Source organism: Beijerinckia mobilis, from assembly GCF_000745425.1.
Classification (GTDB): domain Bacteria; phylum Pseudomonadota; class Alphaproteobacteria; order Rhizobiales; family Beijerinckiaceae; genus Beijerinckia; species Beijerinckia mobilis.
This window is the reverse complement of record NZ_JQJH01000003.1, coordinates 288,751-303,095: the sequence shown is the minus strand read 5'-3', so window position 1 is coordinate 303,095 and position 14,345 is coordinate 288,751. Positions and strand designations below refer to the sequence as shown.

Below are 14,345 nucleotides of genomic sequence, written 5' to 3'. Positions count from 1 at the left end.
CATCGCGGAATCAGTGGGATGGCGAGCCGGATTGGCGTCGGCATGGCCACCAAAGAATACAAGATGAAGATTTCTGCAATTCATAGTGTTTTGACGCTGAGTATGTCTGCAATGGATTGACGGCATACGCGATCCTATACTTTCGGTGTATTTCACTATCGGCATGGGCGTCGAATGGTCCTCTCGCCCACTCCACGGGAAGCTGATAGTCTTCCCCTCGATTCAATGTCCGGCGGAGACACCGCCGCTTTGATGGAATGATATATTGCGCAGGGCAGTTCCAGAACCGGAACACATTCTCTCTCGAAGTGATTTCAAGTAGAAAGGCGCAGATATGGCTCGCAGGATCGTTATACTCGCCACAGTCACGACGTCTTTGCTGATAGCCCAGACCATGACCTCTTATGCCCAGACAGATAACGCTCCTCTCGCGGCGAAAGACGGACAGGTCGTTCTGCCTTATGCCGAACAGAAATTCCGCGGTGCTGTCGGTACGACATTCAAGGACTCGGATCCGGCAACCTTTCCAGCCCCCATACGAGCCCCTAAAGGTGCACCCAATGTCCTGCTCATCCTTCTGGATGATGTCGGTTTTGGGCAGTTTTCCGTGTCCGGCGGCGGCGTGCCTTCGCCTGCGTTGGATACATTGGCTCACCAGGGTCTATTCTATAACCGCTTTCACACCACGGCTTTATGTTCTCCCACACGCGCTGCGCTTCTGACCGGTCGCAATCACAATGTTGCCGGAACGGGGGTAATTACCGAGCTTGCCACGGGATATGACGGCTATACCGGGATCATTCCGAAGGATACGGCCACGGTTGCGGAAATCCTCCGCCAGAACGGCTACATTACTTCATGGTTCGGCAAGAACCACAATACGCCGGTCTATGAGACCAGTGCCGTCGGCCCATTCGATCATTGGCCCAACGCCCTCGGCTTCGACTATTTCTATGGTTTCATGGCGGGCGATACCAATCAGCTGCGGCCCTACCTCTTCGAGAATCAAACGCCGCTCGGGACGCCGCATAAGGAAGGCTATTATCTCAGTGTCGATCTGGCCGACCATGCGCTTCAATGGCTGAAGAATATCCAGGCTATCGAGCCGGGCAAGCCTTGGTTCCTCTATTTTGCCCCGGCAGCCACGCACGCCCCGCACCAGGCACCGAAAGCCATGATCGGCGCCTTCGCTGGAAAATTCGATATGGGCTGGGATGAATACCGCAAGCAAACATTCCAGCGACAGAAGGATCTCGGCATCATCCCGCAGGACGCGGTCCTGACCCCAAGGCCCAAAAGCCTGCCTGCCTGGGACAGCCTCGACGAAAAGAAGAAGAAACTCTACAGCCGGATGATGGAAGTCTTCGCCGCCTACGGCAAACAGGTGGATCATGAGGTCGGACGCGTCCTCGATTATGTGGCGACGATGCCGGATGCCGACAATACAATGATCCTCTACATTGTAGGTGACAACGGCGCCTCGGCTGAAGGAGGATTTGACGGCACGCTGAATGAAAACGCCTTCTTCAATGCCTATCTGATGACAGCCGATCAAATGCTCGACCACATCGACGAGATCGGTACAGATATGCATTTCAACCATTTCCCGGCCGGTTGGGCATGGGCAATGGATACACCGTTCCAGTGGACGAAACAGGTCGCAAGCCATTTGGGCGGTACCCGCAATGCAATGATCGTGAAATGGCCCGCACGCTACAAAAAGGGTGGTGAATTGCGGACACAGTTCAGTCATGTCATTGACATCGCGCCCACCATCCTCGACGCAGCCGGCATCGCCGAACCGCGCAGCGTGAATGGAACCGCACAGACCCCCATGCAGGGCAAGAGCCTGCTTCCGACCCTGGTGGATGCCAATGCCAAGGAGATCCGCACCAGCCAATATTTCGAGATGTTCGCTAATCGCGGCATCTACAAGGACGGCTGGTGGGCTGCATCCCTGGCATTCGAGCCCTGGCAACCCGAGCGCGGCGCATTTGATCCCTTCAAGGCCAAGTGGGAACTCTACAATCTGGAGAAAGATTTCACGCAGGCCGACGATCTGGCCGGCAAACGTCCGGAAAAGCTTGATGAACTCAAGGCGCTTTGGTGGGCGCAGGCTTCGATCAACAAGGCTCTTCCTCTCGACTGGCGTGGCGCGGAACGGTTCAGCGCCGAACTGACCGGCAAGCCTAATCTCGCGGGGAACCGGACACATTTCACCTATGAGGGTGTACTTGCCGGCCTGCCGGAATCATCCGCACCCGACCTCAAGAACAAGTCTTTCAGCATTACGGCAAAGGTGAATATCAAGGACAAAGCCAGCGGTATGATCTTCACCCAGGGCGGCAATACTGGCGGCTGGGCCTTCTATCTGAAGGATGGCAAGCTCAATGCCGTACACAATTTCATCGATGTCGCCCGCTATTCGGTATCGAGCAGCATGCCAGTGGCAGCAGGCGAGCACGAGGTGAAGATGGATTTCTCCTATGATGGTGGCAACGACACCGGCAAGTCCGGCACTATCACCTTGTTCGCCGATGGCAAACAGGTCGGCAGCGGCCGGATCGAACGGACGACGCCGTTCAAATACTCGCTGTCGGAGAATCAGGACATTGGAACCGATACCGGCACTCCAGTGACTTATGACTACAATGCACCCTTCGACTTTCAGGGAAAACTCGAAGAGGTCGTGGTCGATCTGAAGAAGTAATTGCCTAACCATCAGGGACAGAGGTCTGTCTCTTTAATGGTTGCGCCGGACCATCTCGCTGAAATCAAGGATATCACGCAGACGTCATGACGGTTGCTCATCATGACGTCCGCCAGCCATGTGATCAACGCATCGAGCAGGCTGAGACCGGATAGGCCCAAAGCGGCGGCGCGGAAGCCGATCCCACGATGATTTCGCTTTGGACGACGGCAGACTCGTTGCGCATCCCGTCAGCGTGGTTGAGCACAGAAAGAGCGTCCGAGAGGGATTGGACAAGCCCATGGCGAGCAATGCGTCAATCCCGCACCATTTCTCTAGGTACGGGCAAAAATCCCCAAAATGACAATAAAATAAATGGCAAGAACGCCATTGGTGCCCTGGAGAGGACTCGAACCTCCACGGTGTTACCCACTGGTACCTGAAACCAGCGCGTCTACCAATTCCGCCACCAGGGCAGGCGGCTTTCTGATACGGGCAGCACATATGGCTTGTCAATGCGAAAGCCGGGAAATGCGCCGATTCATTTCTGCGGCGTCCTTTCTCCTTCCTTCAGGGTAATGACAAACTGCACAGGCTCTCTTACAGGAGGCCGTGCCGCAGGATTGAGACGCGGCGCTCTTGATCACATTCCCTTCATCAAGATGGGCGGAACGCTTCTAAAAAGGGGTCCCGCTCCTACAATCAATATTGTAGAAGGGCTAGGATCGGATTTTTCCAGAGGCACGGATAATGACAGACGCATTGGTCAAGACGGGCCGGTTGGTCACGGTTTTCGGCGGCTCGGGTTTTATTGGGCGCCACGTGGTGCGCGCCCTGGCGCGGGATGGATGGCGTGTCCGTGTGGCAGCTCGCCGGCCTGATCTCGCCTTTCACTTGCAGCCGTTGGGCCAAGTCGGCCAGATCCATGCCGTTCAGGCCAATCTGCGCTATCCCGAATCCATTGCCTCGGCCCTGCGTGACTCGGACGCCGCCGTCAATCTCGTCGGCCTGATGAAGCCGTCTGGTAAGCAGAAATTCACCACGATTCAGGCTGCCGGCGCTCGCTCCGTGGCTGAAGGGGTTCGCGCGGCCGGGATCCAGAAATTCGTCCATATTTCCGCCATTGGCGCGGATCCGAAGGCGTCATCGATCTATGCGCGCACCAAAGCAGAGGGCGAGGCGGCGATTCGCGACATCCTGCCCGAAGGCATCATCCTGCGTCCGTCGGTTGTCTTTGGCCCCGAGGATGATTTCTTCAATCGATTCGCGGCCATGGCGCGCATCTCCCCGGCCCTGCCCCTCATCGGCGGGGGCAAGACAAAACTTCAGCCGGTCTTCGTGGGAGATGTGGCGAAAGCGGTCGCTGGCTCTTTGAATGGTAACGTCAAGACGGGCACCATTTACGAGTTGGGCGGCCCGGAAATCCGCAGCATGCGCGAGATCATGGAATTTATTCTCGCCACGATAGAACGGCAGAGATTGCTGCTGCCGATCCCCTTCCCCCTCGCCAAACTCGTGGCGTTCGGAACCGAAATCGCCGAAGCCTTGTCCCTTGGTTTATTCCCGTCGACCTTCTCCCTGACACGCGATCAGGTCGAATTGCTGCGCCGCGACAATATCGTCTCGGAAGAAGCCAAGGCCGAAGGACGGAGCTTGCAGGCCTTCGGTCTCGAACCGGAATCCTTCGAGACCATCGTACCGACCTATCTTTATCGGTTTCGCAAGGCCGGCCAGTTCAGCGATCAGCCTCGCGTAACCTGAAGATTGACGATATCGATAGCACCAGGTGTGGATCGCCTGTTTCAACAAGCGTGCTGATCCGCGATCCTGGTGCAGCCCTCAGGCTCTGATCACTGCCGGATCAAACACGCGAACACGAGCGAGGCATTGAAGAGCCCAAAAGACGATGCTAGAATTTTCTTTAGCAGACGGATAGAATCCAGCGACAAATCGCCGTTTCCGCGCTAAGCAGGAAACGGATTTTTGAGACATTAAAAGCTTTCTGCCGGTTTAGCTCAGTTGGTAGAGCAACTGATTTGTAATCAGTAGGTCGCGGGTTCGACTCCTGCAACCGGCACCATTAAGCCAACGGCTTTGTCGAGGATAGGGGAAGACCCAGGCCTCCGGTTGAGGAAGCAACCGTGAACCGATTATCGACGATCGCTGCGAAAATCGGGCTGAGCGCGGCACTGGTTATTCTTTGGTTTCTTACTGCCCTAACGGCAACAGCGATGTTCGTCGCGAGCATAATTCTTGTCGGAATCTTCCTGAGTGCTTCAGCCCACGACTATCTAGGATTGCTATGGTCCCACAAGTCAGCGGGTATTGTAGCCGTGCCTTTTTGTATAGAGATCGTGGGCGTCGCGTTTTCTTTGGCTTATCTAAAATTCTTCGTGTCATAAAAAGTCCGGATCAGCAAAACCTCCATCGTGCGGCTGCGGCAGCCTGATCCACAACGGATACACGAAGTTTCTGGCAAATGCCTTTGATCGAGCCTTTACTGGCTGTTTCACAAGCTATATCTCGGGCCTTCTGCGGACGCAATTCCCCTGTCGAAACACATCCAGGATCCTGTTGTCGTCCACGACAACGAGCGTGATGGCAGCCTCGACACTGGCGATACCGATGGTCTGCACCACCAGCCGGATCGACCTCTTAACGCGTCAGTTTTTAAAGATACCACCTGGTTAATTTACCTAGCCCGCGCTCTCAATATCGCTTGATGATATGGGCGGACCCCGATTCCGTCGTGAGATTCCCACGCAGCACTTATCCCGCAGATCATCCTCCCATTCAAAATAAAATGATGCACTTCTGGCGTCAGGCCTTGGGCTTATTCATCAGCCTGCAAATCTCTGTTGCTTATTTAATAATTATATATAACGATTGGCTGCCCGGTTTCCAGGATGCCGCGGCATTCGTCAATTTTCCTCTCGATAAGGTCTATGTCTATGAAATCGACTGCAGAACTGCGGATGAACATTGCCAAAGGGATGGCCATTGCCTGTTTATGTCTGTCTTTTACCGCTTCAATGGCGGAAAAAGCCGATGCAGCCACACAGACATGCTGGAGCGCACGAAAATGCACAGGAAAAGTCCTGAGCCATCGGGATCGGCATAATTGCACTGTCAAATCTCATGGCAAATCCTGGTCGAACGCCGCCGGCCAGTGTTACAATCTCTAAATTATTCTGATGACAGACATGCATTCTACATAAAGCATGCACGATAACATATGGAGAAAATGCCATGGCACGGAGTCTTCAGGAAATTACCGATGCATGGGGCAATTGGATGGTCCACCAGCATGGTGGCGGGAAATGTCGGTTTACATCCAGTACACGCTACTCGGATCATAGTGAACTGAATGCCTATCATGGTTATCAAACGACCGCGGCCGCCCAAACGATCTCCTATGACACCGGTTCTCCCCTGCCAAAACCGAAACAGCTCACGTCGGTTATAACAACTTATCGCAATGATTCGTCGCTGGAACAGACATTTACCTATAATCAGTCCGAGACCGTTCAGCGCAATTTCACCTGGTCAGTGACAGAAAGTATTTCCATTTCGGAAAGCATCACCATTCAAGCGGGGTTGCCGGAGATTGCGGAAATATCGAGCACGACGACAGTGGATGTCTCGCTGTCATCGACGCAAGGCGCAAGCTATGACAAATCCAAGACCTGGAGCGTCGACCAGCCTTTCAATGTCGCCGCCCATAGCCTGTTCGAAGCCAAAATGATCATTACCGTTCAAGATTACAATATCAAATGGAGCTGCGACGTCAGCTTGATCGGTCATGTCGCCATATGGTTCGAACACAAAGTCGCCCTCAATCCCAATGACTATCACTGGCTCTGGTTCATTCCGATCCAACAGGTCATTTCTGATTGCCAGACCCATAATATCATCGACACATCCAATTATAAGATCTCTGGTAATGGCGTCGTGACGCAGGCCCAAGGGGTTTTTGCCGGAAGCCAGGGCATATCCTATAATGTGGACACGAAAGAGACCTCGTTGCAGCCGCAGCAGGAGCTCCAAGAGCCGATGGCCACATCCAGCAGCTTCCTGCCTTCTGCAATCGCTGCCTGAGACCATTGCGGCTAGGCTCAATGGAAGGAGAGCAGCTTCGGCGGCAGCTTCCTTGATGCCAATCCATCGTCTTTTGTAAGAATGGAGGGATGTACACCATCCGCGAACTATTCACAATCAATTGACTGATTGAAGAATTTTTGATCCGGCAGGTACTCGTATTTGCCGGATTGACTGTATTGGAGACAGGAATTCTTGCAAATTGACAGCAGCGTTTTGATGTGATCGGGAGCGGTAAGGTAGTCTCACCTGGTTGCCAATTCCTCCAGCTTCAGGTCGTCACGCCTCGCGTCCTTCGCGACTTTGGCCTTGAATTCCGCGCCATAGCTCTGTCTATCGTCGTCATCCCGCCCAGAGGAGTGGATGGAATGAGCGAGACGCCCTGTCCAAATTTCAAGCGTCACCTCATTGCTCTGTGTGTCAACGAAAATCCCGTGGCTTCACCTTGATCCCGTCTTTTGGTCCATGGGGTTGGGTCAGTGTCATAACCTTTGAAACTCCCACCGGATCAGGTACCGGCACAGCATGATGGACCTTGTCGCGATGTTCATGTGAATGCGGATTGTCTTCACAGGTGCCGACTCCGGCGAGCTCTACCGACAGATCGACAAGGCTATGGGCGACGATATGCACGACCTCGCCTTCCCGTTGAATGCGTCCATACACACTGATCATTCCGGCACCGATCACGATGCGGCGGTAGGTCTCAAAGACTTTGGTCCAGACCACGAGATTGGCAATGGCTGTCTCGTCTTCCAGCGTGATGAACATCACGCCCTTCGCGCTGCCCGGCCGTTGACGCACCAGCACGAGACCCGCCACTTTGACCCAGCGACGGTCGCGGGATGTAACAGCATCAGCGCAGGAAAGGATTCCTCGACGCTGCAGACCCGGCCGGAGAAAGGAGACCGGGTGCTGGCGCAATGTCAGGCCGATATGATTGTAGTCCTCGACGACTTCGCTGCTTGCCAGCATTGGCTTTAGAGCCACGTAGGGTTCGTTCTGTTCCGCGATAGGCTCCTGCGCTCTCGCCGCTGCGGCGAAAAGAGGAAGCGGCTCGTCCCGCAATGCCTTGATCGCCCACAAGGCTTGCCGCCGCGCGAGGCCAAGCGCCGGTCTGAAGGCGTCGGCCTCGGCAAGCTTCACGAGCGCGGCCGAGGCTATGCCAGCCCGGTGCCAGAGATCCGCCACTGAGAGAAAGACTCGGTCTGCACGGCTGATGACGAGCCGCGCGGCCTCGGCATTGCCGAGCCCCTTCACCATCCTGAGACCAAGACGCACGGCAAAACGATCATTCTCGGCATCGCGCGGCTCGAGCGTACAATCCCAACGGCTGGCATTGACACAAACCGGCCGGACCTCGACACCATGGGCTTCCGCATCCCGCACGATCTGGGCAGGCGCATAGAAGCCCATGGGCTGCGAATTCAACAGCGCCGCGCAGAAGACATCCGGATGCCAGCACTTTATCCAGGCCGAGGCATAGGCCAGCAGCGCGAAAGATGCTGCATGGCTTTCCGGAAATCCATAAGAGCCGAATCCTTCAAGCTGTCTGACGGTCTGTTCGGCAAAATCACGCTCGTAACCATTGGCGAGCATACCGGCGATCAGCTTTTCCCTGAAGGCGGAAACACCGCCTGTATGTTTGAAGGTCGCCATTGACTTGCGCAGCCTGTCGGCTTCCCCCGGCGTAAAGCCCGCGCCTTCGATCGCGACGCGCATGGCCTGTTCCTGGAAAAGCGGCACGCCCAAGGTTTTGCCGAGCACTTTCTCAAGCTCGGGTTTTGGATAGTGAACCGGCTCCAGCCCTTCGCGCCGCCGCAGATAGGGGTGGACCATATCTCCCTGAATCGGGCCCGGCCGGACGATCGCGACCTGGATGACGAGATCATAATAGGTTCTGGGCTTGAGCCGCGGGAGCATCGACATCTGCGCCCGACTCTCGATCTGGAAAGTGCCGAGCGTATCCGCCTTGCGGATCATCGCATAGGTGCGCGGATCCTCAGCCGGTATAGTCGCAAGATCGAGCCTAATACCTTTGTGATTGGCAAGCAGATCGAGGCCGCGTTTCATACAGCTGAGCATGCCGAGCGCGAGAACATCAACCTTCATCCAGCGGACTACGTCGATATCGTCCTTGTCCCATTCGATGACCTGCCTGTCCTGCATCGCGGCCGGCTCTATGGGAACGAGATCGTCAAGCCTGTCATGGGTCAGGACGAAACCGCCCGGATGCTGGCTCAGGTGACGCGGAGCACCGATGAGCTGGCTGGCGAGATCGAGCGCGAGCCGCAAACGGCGATCCTTTGAATTGAGATTCAGAGCCTCGATCTGCGCATCCGTGAGACCTTCCGCAAACCCCTCTCTTGAACGGCCCCGGGTCTCGGTGGCGAGCGTCCTGATGAGATCTTCCGGCAGGCCCAGGGTCTTGCCGACATCCCGCAGCGCGCCCTTGCTGCGATAGCGGATCACCGTCGCACACAGAGCTGCACGATCGCGGCCATAATGTTCGAAGATCCATTGCATCACGATCTCGCGCCGCTCATGTTCGAAATCGACATCAATGTCAGGTGGTTCGCGGCGCTCCTCGGATATGAAGCGCTCGAACAACAGGTCATTTCTTGCCGGGTCGATCGAAGTGATGCCGAGTACGTAACAGACAGCAGAATTCGCGGCACTGCCGCGGCCCTGGCAGAGAATGTCTTGCGACCGCGCGAAGCGGACGATCGACTGGACCGTCAGAAAATACGGTGCGTAATTCAGCTTCCCGATCAGCCGCAGTTCGTGCCGGAGCGTCTCGTCAACTTCCTCTGGGTGACCTTCCGGGTAACGCCAAGCCACGCCCTCCCAGGTCAGTTTCTCCAATGTCTCCTGCGGTGTCAGCGTTGGATCGGAACGCTCTTCCGGATATTGATAGACCAGTTCGTCGAGTGAGAAACGGCATCGTTCGACAATCGCGACCGTACGCGCCAACGCCTCGGGATAGCGCGCAAACAGCCGATACATTTCATCGGGCGGCTTCAGATACCGATCCGCATGACGCTCACGCCGGTCCCCCAGCGCGTCGATCGTGACATTATGGCGGATACAGGTCACGACATCCTGTAGGATGCGCCGGCCGGGCTCATGGAAGAGAACGTCGTTGGTGACGATGGTCGGCACGCGCATATGCGCGGCGAGATTGGACAGTTCATGGAGCCGGAGCTGGTCGTTCGGCCGGCGCCGCAACGTCAACGCCAAATGGGCGCGGTCATTGAAAGTCTCACGCAGGCGTCGCAGCCGCAACGCGCAATCCTCGTCGGCCATATCCGGCACGAGGACAGCGATCAGGCCCTCGCCATAAGCGGCAAGATCCGCCCAGGCGAGGTCGCACCTGCCCTTGCCCGCGCGTCTCTTGCCGAGGGAGAGCAGACGGCAAAGCCGCGCATAGGCCGGTCGATCAACCGGATAGACCAGAACCGAGGTGCCGTCGCTGAGATCGAGGCGGCAGCCGACCACCAGCCGGACTCCCGTCGTCCTGGCCGCTTCATGAGCGCGCACGATGCCGGCCAGCGAGTTGCGGTCCACGATGGCAAGAGCCTCGATTTGCATCGTGGCCGCCGTCGCGAACAGTTCCTCACAAGACGATGCCCCCCGCAGAAAGCTAAAATGCGAGGTCACCTGCAGCTCGGCATAGCGCAGCCCGCTCATCCGAAGATCCCATGCAGAAACCAGCGCTGCGAGCCGGTCAGCGGATCCTCGCCATCACCAGCGCGGAACACCCAATATCGCTCGCCAGCATCGTCCTCGATGCGGAAATAGTCACGCACGGCGGCCAGCTCGGGATCACACTTCCACCATTCGCCGAAGATGCGCTCGGGACCATCGGCACGCTTCACCCGCCGGCGCACGCCACGCCAGACGAAGGAGACGGGGGGATGGTCGGGAAGCAGTGCAACCGTATCGATCGGTTCGGCCCGGGCAAGCAGCCGAGGAGGCCGCGGCCAGCGGCCCGGCCAATCCGCTCCGGTCTCTGGTGCCAGGGCCGGGATGTGGCGGACCGACCGTTCGGGCACGTCGCTCGCCACCGGCATGACACGATAGAGCTTTTGCTCGCCGACGCGATTGGCAAGCAGATCGATCAGGTCAGAAATATCGGGCACTGCTTCCTCGACCAGAGTCGACACTGCCTGTTTCGGCATCAGAGGCTCAGCCATTGTCGCGGTGAGGGTCATCACTTCAATGCCAAAGCCTGGATCGATGGTCTCGATCTTGTCGCAGAGCAGCCTCGTCATGCGCTTCACATCGCGCAACGGCAGGCCCGTCCCGGCCCGCACGGCCTGTACCCGGTTATCAACTCGATGGCAGATGAGATCGAGCCGCCGCGCGCCGAGACCCTTCTGCTCAAGGGCATCACAGAGCTGACCCACGAGCCTGCCGATAGAGCGCGCGATGGTCTCCGGCGCGCCGATCGGCTCGGCGAAGGTGCGACGGACCTCGATCAATTCCCTGGGCCGGATCGGTTCGATCGGTTCCGCGATCTGGCCAATGGCTTGGTCGAGACGCCGACCGAGCTCGGGTCCAAAGCGCAGCGCCAGAGGCGCACGCGGCTGCGCCAGCAGGTCACCGACGCGCGTGAAGCCGAGAACGCAGAGCGAGTCCACTCCTTCCGGCACGAGCCGGAGTGCCGCGATCGGCAAAGGCGCGATGTCGGTCGCGGCGTGCCCCGGCCTGGAAACATAGCTTGGCCGGGCATCGAAACGCGCAAGAGCATGGGCCACACTCCAGGTGTCGGCGATAGCCGTGCGGGCGCGCAGGCCGACGCCACCGAGTTTTGCGACTATGGTCGCGAGCATCGCGGCCTCACCACCATGCAGATGATCGGCGCCAGTGGAATCGATAACGATCCCGTCAGGCGGATCGGCGGCGACGATCGGGGCGAAATGCTGCAGCATCCAGACAGCAAGCCGCTCCAATGCTGCGGCATCAGCAGCCGGATCGGCGTCCTCGATCACAAGATCCCGCACCAGCGCCAGAGCTTTGGTCACGGTCATGCCGACACGCAGGCCGGCGGCCTGGGCGGCAGCATCCGCCGCCAGCACAATCCGCCGTCTTCCATCCCGGCCGACCAATATGAACGGTGTCTCAGGCGGAGGCGCTGCGTCGCCCGCCCTCCGCCTGACCCGGTCCGTGGACAAGGTCGGGAGGAAGATGGAGATGACCCGTGTCATCGCATGCCTCCAATTCGAAATCCGCGCTCTCGCCAGCACGACAACGGATCAGTTCAACCAGCCAGCGCGGCCGGCCGACACCGGGAACGGGGAGCGGCGTCGATGGCAAGACCGAGACCCGCCAGCGCGTGGTGGCGGCCGTCGGCTGACCGAAATCGGAGGCCTCAGTCTGTCGGCGCCAACGGCGCAGCGCAATGCCGATCGTGCCCGATCCCTCGGCGGCAAGCTGAAGCCGCCGCGAAGCGGTCATAGGCAGGCGAGCAACTTCTGCAACCACAGCACCGAGGCCGCCATGGCGCAGCCCCTCTTCAAAACAGACAAGGATGGTCTTCTCATCGCCGCCATCAAGGTAGATGACGCGGTCCGATTGCAGTCCGGCCTGCGAGAGCGCTGGAGCGAACAGGTCCGGCCGCGTGACGCACCAGAGCACCTTGCCCCGCGTCCGTGCGGCGATACCGGCGGTGAATAACCCCGCCGCCGCCCCGTCCACGGCACCATTGCCGCCTCCGGCGACTTCATGCAACGCGCCAAGCGCCAGCCCGCCGCCCGGCAACCGCCTGTCGATCTCACTGATGCCAAAAGGCAGAACGATCCGGGCACGGCCTCGCGGCCCCTCGATACGCTCAATATGCTGCTGGAGTTCGGCAATGACGGCCCTGTCGGTGAGATCAGACATGACAAAACGGCAGCTCCTCAGAGCTCTGCTGGAGATTCCCTATTGCTATGTTCTATATTTGTTCTCATCGAAAGCATGAGTCAATCGGAGTCTCGCGATGCGATAAAAACGCAGTGGATAATCGGTGATAGCTGTCCAGTGTTTGCGAATGATCGTGGATTCTCAGGATGATAGGAGAAAAGATGCGTATGGGGGGCTGTCGGCGAATCTCGCTGCCCCATCCAGCCCGGGCCAGCGAGACTTATGTCAGTCTAAAGCATGTTCGAATGTGTCCGAACCGCTCCACTTGAAAATGCTCTAACGCCTCTCTCCTTCAGCAATCATGCCGATGAGAAACATCCGGCTACAGAGCGCCCGGCAAAAGCCAGGGCCTGCCTCATCCCATGAAGTTCATATCGACGGCCCCGGCAAAAGCCAGCAGGAGGTTGCCGGCCTGGTTGGGATGCGTGCCGTCAGTGGTAAAGCCCGGAAATTTGTAAAGCCCGGTATTCCACCCCGTCTCCAGGACATTTGCCACTTCGACATGCCCGATGGTGTTTGGCAGACATCCCCTGATTGCCGAATTCGCGTTTTTGCGCTCCGCCTCACCGGCAAACAGCGTCTGTGTCGCGGAGGTCCATCCATCGCTTGAGGTGGTTTTCGGCCCGATCGTGCATTGCAGGATCGGTTTTCCCGACAGCTTGCCATAGAGGGTTTGAAGATCGGCGGAGAGTTGCACCCATGTTCTCGAGGCGGCCAGATCGTTGATTCCGTAGTTCGAAATCACACCCTGACAGTAAAGATTGGTGAGCGTGGCCCTGTTGACGAAACCCGTCGCCGCATACATCGTGCGATCGCTCGGCACACCCATGTTGATATAGGCATATTTCGCCCCGACGGCGCGGGCCATGATTCCGGTATCGGCACCAAGGTCGGACACCGCATCCATATAGCCGAACATGATCGAATCCCCGATCAAGGCCACTGCTAGGCGAGAGGACGGACCCACGATTGCACAAGGACCGTAGAAGCCGGAACCCGCATCAGTCCCGTAATTCGTCGGGAAGCCGGTATAGGGAGAGGCTCCAAAATTCCATTTGTCGCCGCCGGTGAGATTGCGCGTATTCGTATTCGGACAATAAATAATCCCATTCGGGAAATAGCCGGAGAAGTGGATCCGGAAGGTCGCACCATTCGGGATATTGACGGCGGCGAGATCCGTCGCCATGAAACTGGCGTTGGGGATAGACCCTGTGGTGCTGCCGCCGAATTTGAAGGGTGTGAAAGTCCCGAAAGGATATTCCACATAGGCTGCGTTGATCGTCGCGGCCACGCCCGGGCCGTTTGTGTCCTGGAAGGTCGTCGAATCGACATAGAAATTTGGAAACACCGCAGCCATTTGCGTGACCGTGTCACGAGCCTGGTGGGTCGTACAGGAAATAATATATTTATTGGAAGCGATCGGTGCATGGCTTGGAACATAACAACGCGTCGCGATCTGACGCACAGTCTGTGTCTTTGAAGTCGATGGATTTGAAATTCGCGTCCATCCGTTCGCCATCAAGACATTCGCATCGAAGTCCGGAACGCTGATCGATGAATTTGGCGTCGCCGAATAGGTGCGGCCATTGACGGTCAATGAATTTTTGCTCCCATCGGACGGCGGCATCAATGTATAATACTTATAGGCCAA

8 protein-coding genes and 2 tRNA genes are annotated in these 14,345 nt (G+C 57.4%); 4 read left to right on the top strand and 6 right to left on the bottom strand.

What is annotated here, in order from left to right:
• The first annotated feature begins 394 nt into the window (after positions 1-394).
• Positions 395-2,710 carry an arylsulfatase gene (locus DL88_RS05345; RefSeq protein WP_156970955.1) on the top strand — a complete coding sequence of 772 codons (2,316 nt, stop codon included), beginning with the start codon at positions 395-397 and terminating at the stop codon, positions 2,708-2,710.
• Positions 2,711-3,080: 370 nt separating this feature from the next.
• Here DL88_RS05345 and DL88_RS05340 read toward each other — a convergent pair.
• Positions 3,081-3,165 (bottom strand) — tRNA-Leu (locus tag DL88_RS05340).
• Between the two features lie 274 nt (positions 3,166-3,439).
• Here DL88_RS05340 and DL88_RS05335 point away from each other — a divergent pair.
• Both DL88_RS05335 and DL88_RS05330 read left to right on the top strand, forming a co-directional pair.
• On the top strand, positions 3,440-4,450 hold the full coding sequence (locus DL88_RS05335) for a complex I NDUFA9 subunit family protein (RefSeq protein WP_034992883.1): 1,011 nt from the start codon (positions 3,440-3,442) through the stop codon (positions 4,448-4,450).
• A 243-nt stretch (positions 4,451-4,693) separates the two neighbouring features.
• A tRNA-Thr gene (locus DL88_RS05330) sits at positions 4,694-4,769 on the top strand.
• A gap of 786 nt (positions 4,770-5,555) precedes the next feature.
• Here the strand turns inward: DL88_RS05330 and DL88_RS20150 are convergent.
• Complete coding sequence (locus tag DL88_RS20150) at positions 5,556-5,747, bottom strand: hypothetical protein (RefSeq protein WP_156970946.1); 192 nt, start codon at positions 5,745-5,747, stop codon at positions 5,556-5,558.
• A 191-nt stretch (positions 5,748-5,938) separates the two neighbouring features.
• Between DL88_RS20150 and DL88_RS05315 the strand changes: the two genes are divergently transcribed.
• Complete coding sequence (locus DL88_RS05315) at positions 5,939-6,787, top strand: hypothetical protein (protein WP_051955617.1); 849 nt, start codon at positions 5,939-5,941, stop codon at positions 6,785-6,787.
• A gap of 420 nt (positions 6,788-7,207) precedes the next feature.
• Here the strand turns inward: DL88_RS05315 and DL88_RS05310 are convergent, their stop codons facing one another.
• The 4 genes from DL88_RS05310 to DL88_RS05295 all read right to left on the bottom strand — a co-directional run bounded on the left by DL88_RS05310 (position 7,208) and on the right by DL88_RS05295 (position 14,345).
• The gene (locus DL88_RS05310; protein ID WP_034992878.1) at positions 7,208-10,477 is read right to left on the bottom strand and encodes an error-prone DNA polymerase; all 3,270 of its coding nucleotides are present in this window, start codon (positions 10,475-10,477) and stop codon (positions 7,208-7,210) included.
• Positions 10,474-11,997, bottom strand: coding sequence for a Y-family DNA polymerase (locus DL88_RS05305; RefSeq protein ID WP_034992875.1), 1,524 nt, complete (start codon positions 11,995-11,997; stop codon positions 10,474-10,476). The genes DL88_RS05310 and DL88_RS05305 overlap by 4 nt, the downstream gene beginning before the upstream one ends.
• Positions 11,912-12,673: an ImuA family protein gene (locus tag DL88_RS05300; RefSeq protein ID WP_034992873.1), complete on the bottom strand. Its 762-nt coding sequence runs from the start codon at positions 12,671-12,673 to the stop codon at positions 11,912-11,914. Before DL88_RS05300 ends, DL88_RS05305 begins: the two co-directional genes overlap by 86 nt.
• A 376-nt stretch (positions 12,674-13,049) precedes the next feature.
• Positions 13,050-14,345: an SGNH/GDSL hydrolase family protein gene (locus DL88_RS05295; protein ID WP_156970945.1), complete on the bottom strand. Its 1,296-nt coding sequence runs from the start codon at positions 14,343-14,345 to the stop codon at positions 13,050-13,052.